This window comes from Allobosea sp. (genome assembly GCF_035999205.1).
Taxonomy (GTDB): domain Bacteria; phylum Pseudomonadota; class Alphaproteobacteria; order Rhizobiales; family Beijerinckiaceae; genus Allobosea.
This window is the reverse complement of the sequence record NZ_DASYHA010000015.1, coordinates 84,849-102,864: the sequence shown is the minus strand read 5'-3', so window position 1 is coordinate 102,864 and position 18,016 is coordinate 84,849. Positions and strand designations below refer to the sequence as shown.

Sequence of the window (18,016 nt, the reverse complement as noted above, 5' to 3'; positions counted from 1 at the left end):
TCGTCCCGGTTCAGCGGATAATGCGCGGGAAGCGCAGGAAATTGAGCAGGCCGATCAGTGCACCGGCGACATAGGTGAAGGCCGCAGCGCGCAGCACGCCGCGCGCCGCCGGCACGTCGGCCTGATCGAGGTAGCCCTCGGTCGTGAGGATCGGCAGCGCCTTGCCGAAGCTGGCGTCGAGCTCCAGCGGCAACGTCACCAGATGCACGACGAGCCCGACGCCGAGCATCGCGATCGCGATGCCGAACTGGATCAGCCCGATCGCCGGCACATGGGTGATCGCCATGACGAGCGGGACCGTCAGCAGCACCGCCATCGCGATCTTGTCGAAGACACCGAGGAAGCGCGCCAGCATGGTTCTGAGCGCGAACAAGGTGCTGCCCTGGGCGTGCTGGATCGCATGGGCGACCTCATGGGCGGCAACTGCGACGGCCGTGATCGAGCGCCCGTCATGGTTCTCCGGCGATAGCCGCACCGCCTGCGCGATCGGATCATAGTGATCGCCGGCCGCCGTGCTCTCGACCTTGACCGCGCCAAGCTGGAAGCGGTCGAGCAGATGCCGGGCCAGTTCGCCACCAGTCCCCGGCAGATCGGGGCGAGGGGTTGCGTGTCTGCTCATCTCGTTGCGCACCCAGGCTTGCGGCCCGAAGATCAGGAGAATGACGGCGATGGCGAGGATGGCGTAGAGCATCGCTGCGCTATAGCGCCTGCCGGCCCATCGGTCATGACAGCCAGCGCTTGCGGCGCTTGTAGCTCTTGACCTCGCGGAAGGATTTCTTGTTGCCCTCGGCGACGCCGAGATAGAACTCCTTCACGTCCTCGTTCTCGCGCAGCATCCTGGCCTCGCCATCCATGACGACGCGGCCCGTCTCCATGATGTAGCCATAGGTGGCGTAGCGCAGCGCCATGTTGGTGTTCTGCTCGGCGACGAGGAAGGAGACGTCTTCCTCGGCATTGAGCCTGCGGACGATCTCGAAGATCTCCTCGACGATCTGCGGGGCGAGGCCCATCGACGGTTCGTCGAGCAGGATCATCTTCGGCTTCGACATCATGGCCCGGCCCACCGCGCACATCTGCTGCTCGCCGCCCGAGGTGTAGCCCGCCTGTGAATTGCGGCGTTGCTTCAACCGCGGAAAGAGCTCGTAGATCTTCTCGAGATCGCGCTTGATCGCGGCATTGCCGTCGCGGCGGGTGAAGGCTCCGGTCAGCAGGTTCTCCTCGATCGAGAGATGGCCGAAGCAGTGCCGGCCCTCCATCACCTGGATGCAGCCCCGCCGCACGAGCTCGTTCGGTGACATCCTGTCGACGCGCTCGCCTTCGAACACGATCGAGCCCTTCGTGACCTCGCCGCGCTCGGCCTTGAGCAGGTTCGAGATCGCCTTCAGTGTCGTCGTCTTGCCTGCCCCATTGGCGCCGAGGATTGCGACAATGCCCTTGCGCGGCACCTGCAGCGAAACGCCCTTCAGCACGAGGATGACGTGATCGTAGATCACCTCGATGTTGTTGAGCGACAGGATGTTGTCGCTGGCGGTCGCGGCGGCTGGTTGTTCCAGTGTAGCGGTCGACATCTCGCGCTCCTTCCTTCCCCCCTCGCAGGAGAAGGTGGCCCGGCGTCTGCCGGGTCGGATGAGGGATGGACGGATGAGGGCAGAGCGAGCCGGCCCTCATCCATCTGCTTCGCGGGCACCTTCTCCCCCGAGGGGAGAGGGTTCAGTCTCTCGTCACGTCAGGACGATTTCTCGCAGGACTCCGTCCGCTTCGGCCAGTTGCCGGCCTTGTCGGTGTAGTCCTTGGCGTTGGCCTCGATCAGCGGCCGGACCTCGTCCTTGAGCGGCTCCAGCCACTCGCCGGGCTTGGTCCATTTCGTGCCGTCCCACTCCGCGACATAGGCCTTGCTGTGGCCGGAATGGTCGGAGCAGGAGATCGTCGTCGGCGTGGCGAAGCCCTCCATGCCGATTTCCTTCAGACGAGCCTCGGTGATGTTGAGGGTCTCCAGGCCGCGGCGCATGTCCTCGGCGTTGACGACCTTCTTGCCGGTCAGCTTCTGCGCGTTGCGCATCGCCTCGACCACGAGCATCGAGTTGTAGACGCCGCGGTTGTAGAGGTTCTCGCCGACCTTATCCTTCGCCGCGAGGCTCTTGCCCTTGTCGACGACGTATTTCTGGATGTCCTGGATGACCGGGAAATTGGTGCCGGCCGCGTTCAGGTTGAGCGACTTGTAGCCCTTCGCTTCCGGTCCACCCGCGCGTGCGTCGTCGTCGCCGCCAGCCCACCAGACGCCGACCAGCTTGTTGATCGGGAAGTTGTTCTTGATCGCCTCCTTGACCGCGGTCGGGTTCATCGCGCCCCAGCCCTGGTTATAGAGGTAGTCGGGCCGGTCGCGGCGGATCGAGAGCCAGAGCGAACCCTGGTTCTGCATGTCGGCGGCGGCCACCGGATAGAGCTTGACCTCGAAGCCGTACTTCTTGGCGAGGTTCTCGAGCACCGGAATCGGCTCCTTGCCGAAGGGCGCGTCGAGATGGATCAGGCCGAGCTTCTTGCCCTTGAGCTTGTCCATGCCGCCGAGCTCGGCGGCCATGTGCTTCACCATCAGCGAAGCGCCGTCCCAATAGGTGAAGGGCGGGATGAAGACCCAGGGGAAGCTGTTGCCGTCAGCCGAGGCCGAGAGGCCGTAGGCCATCGACAGGATCGGGATCTTGTCGATATGGGCACGCGGGATGGCGGCGAGCGTCGCGCCCGTCGACCAGGGCGAATAGACGATCGTATTCTTCGACTTGGCCTGCTCGTAGCACTCGATCGACTTCTTGGTGTCGTAGCCGGTCTCGCACTCCTCATAGACGATCTTGACGCCGCCGACGCCGCCATCGCGCTCGTTGATCATGGTGATGTAGTCGCGCATGCCGTCGCCGATCGGGATCCCCGATCCGGCAAAGGGGCCGGTGCGGTAGGCGTTGTTGGCGAAATAGACGCTGTCCTGTGCCGCGGCCGGAGCGACCGCGCCAGCCGCAGCGAGCAGGGCGCCGAGGGCCGCCCCCTTCATCAGATTGCTGGTCTTCATCGAGTTCCTCCGTTCGTTTCCTCCCGATCGGCTTTTGCCGGATCGGTCTTTCAGCGCCGGCGCTTCAGCGTCGCCGGTCGTTTCTTGGGTCGTTACCCTCAGCCTCAATAAGGGAACGGCCACGTCCGCAATTTCTGCTTCCCGATCTGCCAGAGCCGCGCCAGCCCGTGCGGCTCGACGATCAGGAAGATGATGATCAGCGCGCCGACCAGCATGAAGGTGACGTGTTCGGCGGTGGCGCCTGACATCGGAACGCCCAGCGCGGGCAGGCCGAATTTCATGATCGTCGGCAGGCTGGCGATGAAGGCCGCCCCGAAGAAGGAGCCGATCAGCGAGCCGAGCCCGCCGATGATGACCATGAACAGGATGTTGAAGGAGAGGCGGATGGTGAAGACGTCGTTCGCTTCGCCGCCGCCATACCAGAGGAAGATCATCATCGCCCCGGCGACGCCGGCATAGAAGGACGAGACCGCGAAGGCGAGCAGCTTGGCGTTGAGCAGCTTGATGCCCATCAGCTCGGCGGCGATGTCCATGTCGCGGACCGCCATCCAGGAGCGACCGATCTTGCCATGGACGAGGTTCGAAGCGAACCAGGTCAGCGCCACGACCAGGACGAGGCACACGAAGTAGCGCGTCTCGGGCGCAGCCGAGGCACCGGTGACGGGAATGCCGAAGAGCAGGCGTTGCGGCACCTCGATCGCGCCCGATGCGTTGTAGTTGAACAGCCAGGGCACGCGCACGAAGGCCCATTGCAGGAAGAACTGCGCGGCGAGCGTCGCGACGGCGAGATAGAAGCCCTTGATCCGCAGCGAGGGCAGGCCGAAGAGCACGCCGATCCCGGCCGAGAACAGCCCCGACACCAGGATCAGGACGATGATGTTCACGCCAGGAAAGAACGTCGTCAGCTTGTAGCAGGCATAGGCACCGACCCCCATGAAGGCTGCCGTTCCCAGCGAGATCAGGCCGGTATAGCCGGTCAGGATGTTGAGTCCGATCGCCGCCAGCGAAAACACCAGAAAGGGGATCATCACAGAGGTGATGAAGAAGTCATTGGCGAGCATCGGGATGCCGATGAAGGCGATGGCCAGGATGATGGCCAGGCCGATCCGGTCCTGCCGGATCGGGAACACGGCCATGTCGGCCTGGTAGGTGGATTTGAACTGGCCGGCCTCGCGGTAGAACATGTCCCGGCCCTCAGATGCGTTCGATGATCTTGTCGCCGAACAGGCCCTGCGGCCGGAACAGCAGGAAGCCCAGCGCGATGAAATAGGCGAGCCAGCTCTCGATGCCGCCGCCGACCAGCGGCCCCCAGTAGAACTCGCCCATCTTCTCGCCGATGCCGATGATCAGCCCGCCGATGATGGCGCCGGGGATCGAGGTGAAGCCGCCCAGGATCAGCACCGGCAGCGCCTTCAGCGCCACGATCTCGAGCGCGAAGGAGACGTCCGAGCGCGCGCCCCACATGATCCCGGTGATCAGCGCGACGATGCCGGCGGTGAACCAGACGATGACCCAGATCTGGTTCAGCGAGATGCCGACCGAGAGCGCCGCCTTATGGCTGTCCGCGACCGCGCGCAGCGCCCGCCCGATGCGGGTGTACTGGAAGAAGGCCGCGAGCACCGCGATCATCACCGAGGCGATGATCGCGGCAGCAATGTCGATCTTCTGCAGCGAGACGAGCCCGCCGAACAGCTTCAGATCGACCGCGCCCTTGGGCAGCCAGAGCTGGTCCGCGATCATCTGCTTGGGATTGCCGCCGAAGACGGATTCGCCGAGCCCGATCAGGAAATAGGTGATGCCGAAGGTCGCCATGAACAGGATGATGTCGGGCTGGTTGACCAGCGGGCGCAGCACCACGCGCTCGATCGCGACCGCGAGCACGAACATCACGCCGAGCGTCAGGATCACCGCCAGGAACGCCGGCACGCCCTTCTCGTAGAGCCCGACCAGCGTCAGCGCCGCAAACACCACCATGATGCCCTGGGCGAAGTTGAACACGCCCGACGCCTTGAAGATCAGCACAAAGCCGAGCGCGATCAGCGCGTAGAGAACGCCGGAGACCAGCCCCTCCCAGACCGTCTGGGCGAGGAGATCGGGCGCTGCGACCATCTGGTCGAACGGGTCGATGAAGATCTTGTGGAGCGTGCCCGAGCCGTCGAGCCGCGCCCCGAGGATCGCGGCGACGACGATAGCGGCAAGGATCAGCCCGGCCTTGATCCAGCCATTGGCGAGGAGGTTCGGCATGGGCCGCACGGCGACGTCGCTCATGGGTTTGCTCCGTTGCACCCGGCACGGCTGAAAAAGGCTGGCTGCATGGCGGCACTCATCAATGCGCCACTCCCAGATAGGCATCGATCACCTTCTGGTCGGCCTTCACCTCGCTGGGCGTACCGTCGGCGATCTTGCGGCCGTATTCGAGCACGACGACACGGTCGGAGAGGTCCATCACGACCCCCATATCGTGCTCGATCAGGGCGATCGTGGTGCCGAACTGCTGGTTCACGTCGAGAATGAAGCGGCACATGTCCTCCTTCTCCTCGAGGTTCATGCCGGCCATCGGTTCATCGAGCAGGAGCAGTTCGGGCTCCATCGCCAGCGCCCGGCCGAGCTCGACCCGCTTTTGCAGGCCGTAGGGCAGCTTGCCGACCGGGAGCTTGCGGATGTGCTCGATTTGCAGGAAGTCGATGATGTCCTCGACCACCTTGCGATGCTCGATCTCCTCGTTCATCGCCGGACCATGGCGCAGCGCCTGCCAAAAGAAGCCGCGCTTCATCTTCAGCGTGCGCCCGGTCATAATGTTGTCGAGCGTCGACATGCCCTTGAACAGCGCGACGTTCTGGAAGGTGCGGGCAATGCCGGCCGCCGCTGCGCGATGCGGCTTCATCTTGTGCCGGCGCTCGCCCTTGAAGGTGATCTGCCCCTCCTGGGGCTGGTAGAACCCGTTGATGCAGTTCAGCATCGAGGTCTTGCCGGCGCCGTTGGGGCCGATGATGGCCCGCACCTCGCCCTTGCGGATGTCGAAGGAAACGTCCGAGATCGCCTTCACCCCGCCAAAACGGAGCGAGACGTTCTGGACGGCGAGCAGGACCTCGCCCTTCTCGCGGATCGGTTCGCCGGTCACGTTCATCGTTGCCGCGTTCATGCCGCCCTCGCAGGAATCTGGCGCTCGGGCGCGCTCACCGGGTAGGTCTTGGCGTCACGCACCTTGACCCGCGCCGAGATCAGGCCCTTGCGCCCGTCCTCGAAGGTCACCTCGGTCGAGATGTCGGCGGCATCGGAGCCGTCATAGAGGGCGTTCACCAGCGGCGCATAACGCTCGGCGATGAAGCCGCGCCGGACCTTTTGTGTCCGCGTCAGTTCGCCGTCATCGGCATCGAGTTCCTTGTGCAGGATCAGGAAACGCTTGATCTGCGCTCCCCCCATCAGCGGCTCGGCTGCGAGCGAACGGTTCACCTCGTCGACATGCTCCGCGATCATGTCGTAGACGAGATCGTGCCCGGCGAGCTCCTGATAGGAGGCGTAGACGACGTTATTGCGCTCGGCCCAGTTGCCCACCGCCGTCAGGTCGATGTTGAGCGCCACGGTGGCGTAGTCGCGCCCCTGCCCGAAGGCCACGACCTCCTTGATGTTGGGATAGAACTTCAGCTTGTTCTCGATGTATTTTGGCGGGAACAGGTCGCCGCTGTTCAGTTTTCCGACATCCTTGGCCCGGTCGATGATCTTGAGATGGCCTTCGTCGTCGAAGAAGCCGGCATCGCCCGAGCGGACATAGCCGTCGGCGGTCATCGTCTCGGCGGTCTTGTCGGGATCCTTGTAGTAGCCGCCGAAGATCGAGGGCGACCGGTAGAGCACCTCGCCATTGTCGTCGATGCGGATCTCGACCAGCGGCGCCGGGCGACCGACCGTATCGGCCCTGATCTCGCCGTTCGGCTGCATCGTGATGTAGACGCCGGCCTCGGTCTGTCCGTAGAGCTGCTTCAGGTTGACGCCGATCGAGCGGTAGAAGCGGAAGAGCTCCGGGCCGATCGCCTCGCCGGCGGTATAGCCGACCTTGATGTTGGTCAGGCCGAAACGGTTGCGCAGGGGGCCGTAAACCAGCACGTCGCCGAGCATGTAGAGCAGGCGCCCGCCGAGCGGCACGCTCTCTCCGTTCAGGATCTTCTCGCCATGCTTCTTCGCGACGCCGAGGAAGTAGTGGAACATCTTCCGCTTCAGCGCGCCCGCATCCTCCATCCGCACCATGGTCAGCGTCAGCATGGTCTCGAACACGCGCGGCGGCGCGAAAGCGTAGGTCGTGCCGACCTCGCGCCGATCCTCGATCACCGTCTCCGGTCCTTCCGGACAGTTGACGCAGAAGCCGGCGACGATCGCCTGCGCATAGGAGAAGACATGGTCGCCGACCCAGGCGATCGGCAGATAGGCGATGATTTCGTCGCTCTCGTTCAGCCCGTCGAACTGGCAGCCGATCTCGGCCGCCGTGATGACGTTGTAATGGCTGAGCATGACCCCCTTGGGCCGGCCGGTCGTGCCCGAGGTGTAGAGGATGATGCCGAGATCGGAGCCCTTGCCGGCCTGCATCTCGCGCTCGAGCGCAGTGGCGGCCGCTGAATCCGCGGCGAGGTCCTTGCGGCCGGCTGCGATGACCTGGTCGATCGCGTGCAGCTTGCCGTGGTCGTAGTCGCGCAAGCCCCGCGGCTCGTCATAGAGCATATGGCGCAGGTTCGGCAGGCGGTCCGCGATGGAGAGGATCTTGTCGACCTGCTCCTGATCCTGCACCACGGCGAAGACTGACTCGGCATGATCGAGCACATAGGCCATCTCGTCGGCGACGCTGTCGGCATAGACCGGCACCGGCACGGCGCCGAGCCACTGCGCAGCCGCCATCGACCAGTACAGGCGCGGCCGATTGTAGCCGATGATGGCGACCTTCTCGCCGCGTTTCAGTCCGAGCTTCTGCAGGCCCTGCGCGAAACTGCGGATCTGCTCGGCCACCTCGGCCCAGTTCCAGGACTGCCAGATGCCGAGGTCCTTGTGGCGGAACGCCACACGGCCTGGCCGCTCGCGCTCGTTACGCAGCAGCAATTTCGGAAAGGTATCCGCCTGGCCGGCGCTCGCGCTTGCCATCGTCCGTCTCCACCCTGAGCGGCCGGCGTACATTGCACCAGCCTTCGTTCGGGCCATTCGGCCCTTGTCGTTGATGCAAGCCTCGCAGCCGCGCATGAGCTTTGCAAGGGTGGGCTTGACAGACAATTCGCCTTTTGACGACTATTGTCTTGGGTCATTGCGGGCTGACGCTCCGCGCTCGACCAGTCCCCTGACATTGCCGCCCAACGCTCCGGCTCGCGACATCTCGCAGGCGCAACGCCGTGCGGCCCATCGGCAGCCTTCCGGACCGCGGGAGCGGGAGTGCCCGGTCGCCGGCGGCACTCGCGCGCAAACTCACAGGCGCTTGACTTTTAGTTTAGAGTCATTCTAATTCTAATCCAGGCAACGATATGACACCCGCCTTGAGGAGCCCGACATGGCCACCACCGCGCATTGCGAGAGCTGCAAGTTCTTCGACGATCACAAGTCCAACACGGGCTCGACGCAGCGCGCCGAAGGCCTGTGCCGCTACAATCCGCCAGTGTCGCAGCCGGGCCCGGATGCGCGAGGACTCTGGCCGGTGGTCGGCGCGACCGACTGGTGCGGTCACTACACCGTCGAGATGACCCCCGCCGAGTAAGCGGCGCACGGCAGAAGATGCGACGAGGCCGGCCTTTCAGGCTGGCCTTTTTGCTGTGTGGATGAGCGCTCCGGCTTCAGCCTTCGTAACGCGCCAGCCTTTCGACATCGAGGATCGTCACGCTGCCGTGCCCGACCTCGAGCAGGCCGAGATCGGCGAGCTTCTGCAGCCCCTGATTGGCAATCTGGCGCGACATGCCGGCGAGCAGGCCGAGTTCCTCCTGGCTCACCTCGAGCGTGCGGCCCTCGTCGGGATAGAGCGTCGGGTTGAACAACCAGGCGAGATTGCGTGCCAACCGTCCCGTCGAGTCGAGCGTGCGCTCGGTCTCGGCCAGCGCGATGAACTGGGCCAGCCGCTCGTTGAACTGGTGGACGAGGAAGCGGTTGAACGCGGCCGAATGCTCGAACAGCCACAGAAAGGTGGAGCGCCGCATCAGCGCCAGCTTCGTCTCGCGTAACGCCACCAGCTCGTAGCGGCGCAGCTCGCCCTTGATGACCGTGCCCTCGCCGAACCAGGCGCCCGCGCGCATCCCGGCGAGCGTGGCGGATTTGCCGGTCTTCGACGTCGTCGACATCTTGACCAGCCCCTCGGCGACGCCGGTCCAGGCCTCCATCCGGTCGCCGACATGGCAGATATTGGCGCCTTTGCCATAGCTCTTGAAGGAGATCCCGCGCCGCGCCTCCTCGAACTCCTCCCCGGTCAGATCGCGTGACCAGGCGGCGATACGTCGCAATTCCTCGGGCGAGATCACGATCGACGTGTCACCTTTTGCTGGGCCGGGCGGCCAGGGCGAGAGGACACCATACCGGGCGGCCAGAGCAAGTGCGACTTTTGCCGACGGCGCAGTGCCAGCGCCGCGATTTGGCCCAGTTTTCGGGCGACGCAGCCTGGTGCGATAATGCACTGGAGCGGCTTGGTTCATCATCCGTTAACCACGCCGCATCAGCTTTGATGCATGCAAAGGATGTCCGTCTTGACGCTGCGGTCCGCCCGTTCCGCCCTGCTCGCGCTCGTCGGCTGCCTCGGCCTCGCAGCGCCTGCCGCAGCGCATCCGCATGTCTTCGTCAGCGCCCGCGCCGAAATCCTCTATGCTCCCGACGGCACCGTCAGGGCGCTGAAGCATATCTGGAGCTTCGACGAGGCTTACTCGGCCTTCATCACCCAGGGCCTCGACAAGAACGGCGACGGCAAGCTGACGCCGGACGAACTCGCCGAGCTCGCCAAGGTCAATGTCGAATCCCTACCCGATGTCGGCTTCTTCACCACGGCCAAGGCCAACGGCAAGGCGCAGGAATTCGGCCTGCCCAACGAGGCTGGCCTCGTCTTCGAGAACAAGATCCTGACGCTGACCTATACGCTGCCGCTGAAGGTGCCGGCCCATGCCAATCGCTCCTTCGGCATCGAGATCGGTGACCCCAGCTATTTCGTCGCCTTCGACATCGTCGACGCGCCCGATGCCGTGATCACGCGCGATGCCCCGAAGGGCTGCATCGTCCGCATCGCCAGACCGCCGAAGCTCGACCCTGCCGTGCAGCAGAAGCTGGCGCAGGAGGATGTCACCGCCACGCCCGACACCAGCGGACTGCAGGTGACGACGCGCGCACTCGTTGCGTGCCCCTGATCCGGCCTCATGTCCCTGAGCACGCCCCGCCCGACCCTGTTGCCCTGGCCGGCCCTCTCGCGTCGGTTGATCTTGATGGCGCTTGCCCTCGCCGTGGTGGCGGGCGCCTTCGCGCTCCTTGCCGCGGTCATCGCGGCGTGGAGTCCGCCGCCGCCCCCGCCGCCGCGCAATCCCTTCGGCGTTCCGCTGCCGCGTGAGGCCGCTCCCGCGACGACCGGCATCGGCGGGATGATCCTTGCCTGGCAATCTGCGTTCTACCGCGAGCTGACGGCAACGCTGAAGGCCGTCGCGGCGAATCCTGCCGCACTCTGGGGCCTGCTCGGTCTGGCCTTCGGCTACGGCGTCTTCCATGCCGCCGGTCCTGGCCACGGCAAGGCGGTGATATCCGGCTACATCGTCGCCGACGACAGGAGCCTGCGGCGCGGGCTCGGCCTGAGCTTCGCGGCCGCCATCCTGCAGGCGCTGGTCGCGATCGCGCTGGTCGGCACGTTCACGATCGCGCTCAACGCAACCGCGAAGACGATGTCGATCGCCACCGATGTCGTCGAAACCGCGAGCTTTGCGCTGGTCGCCCTGGTCGGCACGTTCGTGCTCTGGCGCAAGGCTGGCGCACTGCTGGCGCTCGGCCATGGCGCCCAGTCGCATGACGCGTCCTGCGACCATGTCCATATGCCCGGCCCCGACGAGATCGCCCGGCTGCGGAACTGGCGCGAAATGGCCGGCGTCGTCGTCGCGGCGGGGCTGCGGCCTTGCGCGGGTGCGCTGATCATCCTGGTCTTCGCGGCATCGCAGGGGCTGCTCTGGGCCGGCATCGCTGCAACCTTCGCGATGGCGCTCGGAACCGCTTTGACGACGGGCGCACTGGCGTCACTTGCCGTCTTCTTCAAATTCGCGGCGCTGAAACTCGCCGGCGGCTCCTCGCTCCGTGCCGCGCGGATCATCGCGACGCTGGAGTTGCTGGCGGCGGCCTTCGTCGCCGTGCTCGGCGCGGCCCTTTTCCTCGGGCTTGCGATGAGCGGACAGGGAAGCTGAAGCTGCCTGCGTCAGGCGCACCCCGCGAGCGCGATCCCCGCACCGTCAGCACTTCACGGCCGCCACCTTTTGCTTAGACTGCCCCAGCCCGAGCGAGGCACGCCTCTTGCGTCGCTCGGCCGTCAGCGAAAGGCCTACCCACTTGACCGAACCCTGCGAACTCAGCGCCGTCGAGGCCCGCGCCTTGATCGGAGCCAAGAAGCTCTCCGCCAGCGAACTGCTCGAAAGCTGCATCCGACGCATCGATGCCGTCGATCCCGCCGTCAACGCCATGGTCGCCCGCGATGACGAGCGCGCCCGCGCCGCCGCCAAGGCGGCCGACGCCGCAACCATGCGCGGCGATCCGCTGCCCGCCCTCCACGGCCTGCCGCTCGGCGTGAAGGATCTGGAGAACGTCGCCGGGTTGCGCACCACCTATGGCAGCCAGCTCTACGCCGACCATATCCCGGCCGAGGACCAGCTCATCGTCGCCAAGACCCGCGCGGCCGGCGCGATCGTTATCGGCAAGACCAACACGCCCGAATGGGGCGCCGGCGCCAACACCCGCAACGCCGTCTACGGCGCGACCGGCAATCCCTTCGATCCAGCCAAGTGCGCCGCCGGCTCGTCCGGCGGCTCCGGTGTCGCGCTGGCGACGAACATGGTGCCGATCGCGACTGGCTCGGACACCGGCGGCTCGCTGCGCAATCCTGCCGCCTATAACGGCATCGTCGGTTTCCGGCCGACGCCGGGGCTGGTCCCCAGCGACAAGCGCCCGCTCGGCTGGAACCCGCTCTCGGTCCTGGGACCGATGGCCCGCACCGTGCCCGATCTCTGCCTGCTGCTCTCGACCATGGTTGGCGACGACGCGGCCGATCCCCTCTCGACGACGATCCACGGCAAGACCGTCCGCCGGCCGGAGGATTTCGCAGTCCCGGCCGCCATCGACCTCGCCTCGCTCAAAGTCGCGGTGACGCCGGATTTCGGCTTCGCTCCTACCGAGAAGCACATCCGCAAGGTCTTCGCCGAGAAGGTCGGCGCCTTTTCCTCGCTCTTCGCGGCCGCAGAGAACGCGACCCCGGACTGTTCGGGCACCGACGAGACCTTCGAGGTGCTGCGAGCGGTCTCATTCCTTGCCAACATGCATGACCGGGTCCGCGACACGCCCGAGCTGGTCGGCCCCAATGTCCGCGCCAATGTCGAGGAAGGCCTGCGCTACGGCGCGCTCGACATCACTCGCGCCCTGAAGCAGCAAACCGCGATCTACCTGCGCTGGCAGAGCTTCTTCGAGCATTACGATGTCATCCTGTCGCCCGCGGTGACGCTGAGCCCGCGGCCCTGGTCGGAGCTCTATCCGGCCGAGATCGACGGCAGGCCGACGCGGACCTATTTCCACTGGCTGGCGCTGGCCTATGCGCCGACGACCGTCGGCCATCCCGCGATCTCGCTGCCCGTCGGTCTCGACGACCACGGCATGCCCTTTGGCTTGCAGATCGTCGGCCCGCGCGGCGGCGACGCCAAGGTGCTGGCGGTGGCGGCCGCTCTCGAACAGGCGCTCGCCGGCGATGCGCTGACGGCACGCCCCGTACCCGACATCGCGAAGCTCATGGCAGGGCCGCGCATCAGCGACACGCCCGGCTTCATGGGTTTCGACTAAGCGATCGGCGCGCGCGCCGGCTCGGACGACCGAAACGTCCAAGACAGCTGTCCCGGCGCGCATGTCCCATGCCGTCATTGAACAAAATGCAGAGGGGTCGACATCAATGAAGCGCCGCACATTCCTGAAGGGGGCGACCGCCCTCACTTTGGCCGGGCCGGCCGCGATCGGGCGCGCCGCCGCGCAATCGGCAACCACGCTGAAATTCGTGCCGCAGGCCAATCTGACGGCGCTCGATCCGGTCTGGACGACAGCGACGGTCACCAGCAATCACGGCTACTACGTCTACGACACGCTCTACGGGCTCGATCTCGCCGGCAAGCCGCAGCCGCAGATGGTCGCGAGCCACGCGGTCGCCGCCGACGGCAAAAGCTGGCGCTTCACGCTGCGCGACGGGCTCGCCTTCCATGACGGCTCCCCCGTCAAGCCCGCCGACTGCCTGCAGAGCCTGAAGCGCTGGGTCCAGCGCGACCCTTATGGCCAACTCCTGGCCAAGGTCATGGAATCCTCGGCCGCCATCGACGACAAGACCTTCGAGATCAAGCTGACGCGGCCCTTCCCGATGATGCTCGACGTGCTCGCCAAGGCGGATTCGCCGCTCTTCATCATGCCGGAACGCCTGGCGCAGACCGACGCGACCAAGCAGATCACCGAGGTCATCGGCTCGGGCCCCTATCGCTTCATTCCGGCCGAGTTCGTCTCTGGCAGCAAGGTCGCCTATGAGAAGTTCGAGGACTACAAGCCGCGCAGCGAGCCTCCCAGCCGCAACGCCGGCGGCAAGGTCGCCAACTTCAAGCGCATCGAATGGCAGATCCTGCCCGATCCGGCGACCGCCGCGAACGCGCTGATCAAGGGCGAGGTCGACTGGTGGGAGCGCCCGCTCAGCGACCTCCAGCCGATGCTGGCCAAGAGCCCAGACATCACCCGCGAGGTCACCGACGAAGGCGGCCGCGGCGCGATCATGCGCCTGAACCACCTGCACCCGCCCTTCAACAATCCCAAGGTCCGCGCCGCCGTCCGCATGGCCGTGAACCAGGAGGACTACATGCGCGCCACCCAGGGCGACGACACGTCGGTCTGGAAGACTTCGCGCAATCTCTGGTTCCGCGGCACGACCTACTACGATGGCGAGCTCGAAGACCTGATGCCGCAGAGCGTCGACAAGGCCAAGGCGGCGCTGAAGGACTCCGGCTACAACGGCGAGAAGGTCGTCATCATCAGCCCGACCGACTTCCCGGACATCGGCCCGCTCGGCGATGTCACCTATGAGCTGCTGAAGCAGATCGGCATGAACGTCGAGTTCGTCGCAAGCGACTGGGGCACCGTGATCCAGCGCCGCAACAGCCGCGAGCCGGTCGAGAAGGGCGGCTGGAGCATCTTCCACACCACCGGTTCCGCACCGGGCTGGAGCAATCCGGCGCTGTCCTATCTCGTCCGCGGACAGGGAGCGAAGGGTTGGTTCGGTTGGTATGAGAGCGCCAAGGCCGAAGCGCTGGCCGAGGAGTGGCTGTATGCCCCCGACGAAGCCGCGCAGAAGAAGGCGGCTGCCGCGCTCGGCAGGCTGGCACTGGAGGAGACCGCGACGATTCCGCTCGGCGTCTTCCAGATCCGCACGGCCTATCGCAAGAGCCTGACCGGCATGCAGAAGGGCTCGGCGCCTTATCCGTGGGGCCTGAAGCGGGTGTGACGACAGCTCCGCGCTGAACCGCACCGTCATCCTGGACAAGCGGCGAAGCCGCGCCGATCCGGGATCCATCGTAGGGAGCTGAGCTTTATGATGGATCCCGGGACGACCTCTGGTCGCCCAGGATGACGACGTGTTTCCTCAGGAAACCAACACCGCCTACCCCTTCGCCGCCACCGCGGCCGACCAGGGCGAGATCACGTCGCTGATGCCCTCGGCGCCATCCCTGTTCACTCTGATCAGGTTCGGGCAGGCGAAGTTGATAGGCAGCACGCCATGCTCGACGACGACGAGCGGGCCAGCGGCCTCGAGCGCGGCAAGCGTCTCCGCCGGCAGGCGCAGGTCGGCACTTGTCTGGTCGGGGCCCGAGACGTCGATGCGCGGCAGATGCGCCGCCTGCTCGAGCCCGAATTCACAATCCACCGTCCAGGCCAGCATCTGGTAGACGCTCGCCAGGATGCGCCGGCCGCCCGAGGCGCCGCCGGCGAAGCGCGGCCAGCTGCCATCCTTCGGGGTCACGATCACCGGGCACATATTGCAGAGCGGCCGGGCGCCGGGCGCGATCGCATTGGCGCTGCCGGGGCGCGGATCGAACCACATCATGCCGTTGTTCATCAGCACGCCGGTTTCGGGCAGCACGACGCGGCTGCCCATCGAGGAGAGCAGCGTCGTCGTCACGGTGACGAGCGTGCCCTCGCCGTCGACGACCGTCAGATGGGTGGTGCAGGTGTCGCCCGGCTCGGTCGCCGCCGTCGCAGCGCCGAGCCCTTCGAGGCGGCTGGCATAGGCCTCGCGCATGACCCGCGACAGGGTCGCGAACCAATCCGCATCCGGACCGGTCGGCGCGGGCTTGGTCGCAGCCATGCCCTCGACGACGGCCTCCAGCGTCGGCGCGGCGGTCAGCCCGCCGGCGGTGTGGACGAGATGGCTGCCACGCCAGTCGATCGTCGGCGCGTCGCGGACAATGGCCTGGCAGCCCGCGAGATCCTCGGCATCGACCACGCCGCCCAACGCCTTGATGTCGGCCGCGAGCCGGTCCGCCAGTTCACCGCGATAGAAGTCGTCGAGCCCGGCCGTGGCGAGGCGCTCCAGCGTCGCCGCCAGATTGCCGAGACGGAAGAAACCGGGCTTGCCCTGATAGGGCGGCACCGGCGGCAGGCCGTTCGGCAGGTAGATCCGTGCGCTCTCCGCATAAAGCCGCAGCACCGATGCCGAGGAGGCGACCTTGAGCGTCGTGTACCAATCCTGCGCCAGGCCGCGCTTCGCCAGCGCGATCGCCGGCGCCAGCAGTTCGGCGACCGGCATCTTCGTGCCGAAGCTCTCCTTCAGCTTGGCATAGCCTGCGACCGAAGATGGGATGACGAAGGAGAGCGGGCCGTGGATGTTCACATCACCCACGACCTCGGGCCAGGTGAACAGATCCTTCTTCATCTCGCCGGTCAGCGGATAGTCGGCCGGGTTGGCGCGGCGCGGCGCGACCGGACCGAAATCCACGACCTTGGCCTGCGTCTCGTTGGCCTTGAGCACGACCGCGAAGCCGATGCCGCCAAGACCGCTGTTCCAGGGCTCGACGGCAGCCAGCGCGAAACAGGCGGCGACGGCCGCGTCAGCCGCATTGCCGCCGGCCTCGAGGATCGCCGCTCCGGCCTCGGCCGCCTCGCGGTTCTGCGAAACGACGATGCCGTTACGCCCGCTCGCCATCGGCTTACCCAGCGTCCAGTTCTGCGTGCGGTACGGCACCTCATCGACAACGGCCATCGGCGATTACTCCCCCATCAAGCGCAAGCATGTCGCGACTCCGCCGACGATCGGCGGAGTCGCGACGCGATTCTAGGAAGATATATGACAGAGCGCCGCGACGAATGCGCCAGCCGGATCGGCCGGGGGCCATGCCGATGGGGCATGTCGGAGCGAACGGCCGGAGCAGTCGGGCGCGGCCCGTGTCTCAGAGCCGCTTTGGCGCCGCAGCCTCCTGCTTGCGCTTCGCCTCATCGTCCATCAGCTCGTACCACATCGCGTTGAGCACCGCGAAAGCGGCGGCGAGCGGCAGGCCGAGCAGCCAGGAAAAGTACCACATGGCGTTCTCGCCCTTTCGGATCAGTAGGCGTGGCCGGATTCGTCGCGGATCGCCTGCTCCTCGACCTTGCCCCACAGCACCCGGTAGACCCAGGAGGTGTAGGCCACGACGATCGGCAGGAAGATAGCCGTCGAGACCAGCATAATGAAGAGAGTCAGATGGCTCGAGGACGCGTCCCACACCGTGAGGCTCGCCTTCGGCTGGATCGAGGACGGCAAGATGAAGGGAAACATCGAGACGCCGACCGTCGAGATGATGCCGAAGATCGAGAGCTTGCTGGCAAGCAGCGTCGGCACCTCGCTGCGCCCGCTGCGCTGGCCGAGGAATGCACCCGCCGCGCCGAGGAAGCCGAGCGCCGGGGCGATCAGCAGCCAGGGCCGGGCGGCGTAGTTCGCGAACCAGGCCTTGCCGTCCAGCGCGACGGTCTTCAACAGCGGGTTGGAAGGGCCGGTCGTGTTGGCGGCGCTGGTGATCCTATAGCCGTCGATGCCGAGCCAGAGCCAGAGCCCGCCGAGCGCGAACAGCACGATCGTCGCCAGCGCCGCGAGGCTGCCATAGCGCCGCGCCTTCTCCGACACCTCGCCCGAGGTCTTCAGCATCAGCCAGCCGGCGCCGTGCATCGTCAGCATTGCCACCGACAGAAGCCCGCAGAGCAGCGCGAAGGGATTGAGGAGGCCGAAGAAGCTGCCGTCATAGAAGATCCGCAGATCGTCCTCGAGCCGGAACGGCACGCCCTGCAGCACATTGCCGACAGCGACGCCGAAGATCAGTGCCGGCACGAAGCCGCCGATGAACAGCGCCCAGTCCCAGCCGTTGCGCCAGGCGGCGCTGTCGCGCTTGGACCGGTACTTGAACCCGACCGGACGCAGGATCAGCGCCATCAGGATCGCGAACATCGCGAGGTACAAGCCCGAGAAGGAGACCGCGTAGAGCGGCGGCCAGGCGGCGAAGATCGCCCCTCCCCCGAGGATGAGCCAGACCTGGTTGCCCTCCCAGACTGGGCCGACGGTGTTGATCACGACCCGCCGCTGAACGTCGTCCTTGCCGACGAAGGGCAGCAGGATGCCGACGCCGAGATCGAACCCGTCCGTGGCGGCGAAACCGATCAGCAGGATGCCGAGCAGCAGCCACCAGATCAGGCGCAGGGTGTCGTAGTCGATGAGCTGATGAAGGATCATGATGG

Annotated in this window: 16 protein-coding genes; 5 read left to right on the top strand and 11 right to left on the bottom strand. The window is 66.1% G+C overall.

Going from position 1 to position 18,016, the window contains the following annotated elements; genetic code table 11:
• Nucleotides 1–10: 10 nt before the first annotated feature.
• From VGN82_RS04845 to VGN82_RS04815, 7 genes are all read right to left on the bottom strand, one after another.
• Nucleotides 11–691 (bottom strand): zinc metallopeptidase, encoded by a 681-nt coding sequence (locus VGN82_RS04845; RefSeq protein ID WP_327525860.1) that lies wholly within the window; start codon nt 689–691, stop codon nt 11–13.
• Between the two features lie 31 nt (nt 692–722).
• Nucleotides 723–1,568 carry an ABC transporter ATP-binding protein gene (locus tag VGN82_RS04840; protein WP_327525859.1) on the bottom strand — a complete coding sequence of 282 codons (846 nt, stop codon included), beginning with the start codon at nt 1,566–1,568 and terminating at the stop codon, nt 723–725.
• Nucleotides 1,569–1,726: 158 nt separating this feature from the next.
• Nucleotides 1,727–3,058 carry an ABC transporter substrate-binding protein gene (locus tag VGN82_RS04835; protein WP_327525858.1) on the bottom strand — a complete coding sequence of 444 codons (1,332 nt, stop codon included), beginning with the start codon at nt 3,056–3,058 and terminating at the stop codon, nt 1,727–1,729.
• 104 nt (nt 3,059–3,162) lie between these two features.
• Nucleotides 3,163–4,242 (bottom strand): branched-chain amino acid ABC transporter permease, encoded by a 1,080-nt coding sequence (locus VGN82_RS04830; RefSeq protein WP_327525857.1) that lies wholly within the window; start codon nt 4,240–4,242, stop codon nt 3,163–3,165.
• Between the two features lie 10 nt (nt 4,243–4,252).
• Nucleotides 4,253–5,167 carry a branched-chain amino acid ABC transporter permease gene (locus tag VGN82_RS04825; protein ID WP_327525989.1) on the bottom strand — a complete coding sequence of 305 codons (915 nt, stop codon included), beginning with the start codon at nt 5,165–5,167 and terminating at the stop codon, nt 4,253–4,255.
• Nucleotides 5,168–5,384: 217 nt separating this feature from the next.
• Nucleotides 5,385–6,200, bottom strand: a complete 816-nt coding sequence (locus tag VGN82_RS04820; RefSeq protein WP_327525856.1) for an ABC transporter ATP-binding protein — start codon at nt 6,198–6,200, stop codon at nt 5,385–5,387.
• Nucleotides 6,197–8,182, bottom strand: a complete 1,986-nt coding sequence (locus VGN82_RS04815) for an AMP-dependent synthetase/ligase (protein ID WP_327525855.1) — start codon at nt 8,180–8,182, stop codon at nt 6,197–6,199. Before VGN82_RS04815 ends, VGN82_RS04820 begins: the two co-directional genes overlap by 4 nt.
• A gap of 397 nt (nt 8,183–8,579) precedes the next feature.
• Here VGN82_RS04815 and VGN82_RS04810 point away from each other — a divergent pair, with 397 nt between their 5' ends.
• The gene (locus VGN82_RS04810; protein ID WP_327525854.1) at nt 8,580–8,783 is read left to right on the top strand and encodes a hypothetical protein; all 204 of its coding nucleotides are present in this window, start codon (nt 8,580–8,582) and stop codon (nt 8,781–8,783) included.
• Nucleotides 8,784–8,859: 76 nt separating this feature from the next.
• Here the strand turns inward: VGN82_RS04810 and VGN82_RS04805 are convergent, their stop codons facing one another.
• The gene (locus VGN82_RS04805) at nt 8,860–9,534 is read right to left on the bottom strand and encodes a Crp/Fnr family transcriptional regulator (RefSeq protein WP_327525853.1); all 675 of its coding nucleotides are present in this window, start codon (nt 9,532–9,534) and stop codon (nt 8,860–8,862) included.
• A gap of 222 nt (nt 9,535–9,756) precedes the next feature.
• Between VGN82_RS04805 and VGN82_RS04800 the strand changes: the two genes are divergently transcribed.
• From VGN82_RS04800 to VGN82_RS04785, 4 genes are all read left to right on the top strand, one after another.
• On the top strand, nt 9,757–10,404 hold the full coding sequence (locus VGN82_RS04800) for a DUF1007 family protein (RefSeq protein ID WP_327525852.1): 648 nt from the start codon (nt 9,757–9,759) through the stop codon (nt 10,402–10,404).
• Between the two features lie 9 nt (nt 10,405–10,413).
• Nucleotides 10,414–11,436, top strand: a complete 1,023-nt coding sequence (locus VGN82_RS04795; RefSeq protein WP_327525851.1) for a nickel/cobalt transporter — start codon at nt 10,414–10,416, stop codon at nt 11,434–11,436.
• A 142-nt stretch (nt 11,437–11,578) separates the two neighbouring features.
• Nucleotides 11,579–13,072 (top strand): amidase, encoded by a 1,494-nt coding sequence (locus tag VGN82_RS04790; protein WP_327525850.1) that lies wholly within the window; start codon nt 11,579–11,581, stop codon nt 13,070–13,072.
• A 106-nt stretch (nt 13,073–13,178) separates the two neighbouring features.
• Nucleotides 13,179–14,759, top strand: a complete 1,581-nt coding sequence (locus VGN82_RS04785) for an ABC transporter substrate-binding protein (protein WP_327525849.1) — start codon at nt 13,179–13,181, stop codon at nt 14,757–14,759.
• Between the two features lie 156 nt (nt 14,760–14,915).
• Here VGN82_RS04785 and VGN82_RS04780 read toward each other — a convergent pair whose 3' ends face one another.
• The 3 genes from VGN82_RS04780 to cydB all read right to left on the bottom strand — a co-directional run bounded on the left by VGN82_RS04780 (nt 14,916) and on the right by cydB (nt 18,011).
• Nucleotides 14,916–16,514, bottom strand: coding sequence for a gamma-glutamyltransferase (locus VGN82_RS04780; RefSeq protein ID WP_327525848.1), 1,599 nt, complete (start codon nt 16,512–16,514; stop codon nt 14,916–14,918).
• Between the two features lie 187 nt (nt 16,515–16,701).
• Nucleotides 16,702–16,833 (bottom strand): cytochrome bd-I oxidase subunit CydX, encoded by a 132-nt coding sequence (cydX, locus tag VGN82_RS04775; protein ID WP_327525847.1) that lies wholly within the window; start codon nt 16,831–16,833, stop codon nt 16,702–16,704.
• A gap of 20 nt (nt 16,834–16,853) precedes the next feature.
• A complete protein-coding gene (cydB, locus tag VGN82_RS04770; RefSeq protein ID WP_327525846.1) occupies nt 16,854–18,011 on the bottom strand; it encodes a cytochrome d ubiquinol oxidase subunit II in 1,158 nt (385 codons plus the stop codon).
• Nucleotides 18,012–18,016: the final 5 nt, after the last annotated feature.

Bases quoted from the DNA above. Each gene is read 5' to 3' on its own strand.
- VGN82_RS04845 (WP_327525860.1), bottom strand. From the start codon at position 691: ATGCTCTACGCCATCCTCGCCATCGCCGTCATTCTCCTGATCTTCGGG.
- VGN82_RS04840 (WP_327525859.1), bottom strand. From the start codon at position 1,568: ATGTCGACCGCTACACTGGAACAACCAGCCGCCGCGACCGCCAGCGAC.
- VGN82_RS04835 (WP_327525858.1), bottom strand. From the start codon at position 3,058: ATGAAGACCAGCAATCTGATGAAGGGGGCGGCCCTCGGCGCCCTGCTC.
- VGN82_RS04830 (WP_327525857.1), bottom strand. From the start codon at position 4,242: ATGTTCTACCGCGAGGCCGGCCAGTTCAAATCCACCTACCAGGCCGAC.
- VGN82_RS04825 (WP_327525989.1), bottom strand. From the start codon at position 5,167: ATGGTCGCAGCGCCCGATCTCCTCGCCCAGACGGTCTGGGAGGGGCTG.
- VGN82_RS04820 (WP_327525856.1), bottom strand. From the start codon at position 6,200: ATGAACGCGGCAACGATGAACGTGACCGGCGAACCGATCCGCGAGAAG.
- VGN82_RS04815 (WP_327525855.1), bottom strand. From the start codon at position 8,182: ATGGCAAGCGCGAGCGCCGGCCAGGCGGATACCTTTCCGAAATTGCTG.
- VGN82_RS04810 (WP_327525854.1), top strand. From the start codon at position 8,580: ATGGCCACCACCGCGCATTGCGAGAGCTGCAAGTTCTTCGACGATCAC.
- VGN82_RS04795 (WP_327525851.1), top strand. From the start codon at position 10,414: ATGTCCCTGAGCACGCCCCGCCCGACCCTGTTGCCCTGGCCGGCCCTC.
- VGN82_RS04785 (WP_327525849.1), top strand. From the start codon at position 13,179: ATGAAGCGCCGCACATTCCTGAAGGGGGCGACCGCCCTCACTTTGGCC.
- VGN82_RS04780 (WP_327525848.1), bottom strand. From the start codon at position 16,514: ATGGCCGTTGTCGATGAGGTGCCGTACCGCACGCAGAACTGGACGCTG.
- cydX (WP_327525847.1), bottom strand. From the start codon at position 16,833: ATGTGGTACTTTTCCTGGCTGCTCGGCCTGCCGCTCGCCGCCGCTTTC.
- cydB (WP_327525846.1), bottom strand. From the start codon at position 18,011: ATGATCCTTCATCAGCTCATCGACTACGACACCCTGCGCCTGATCTGG.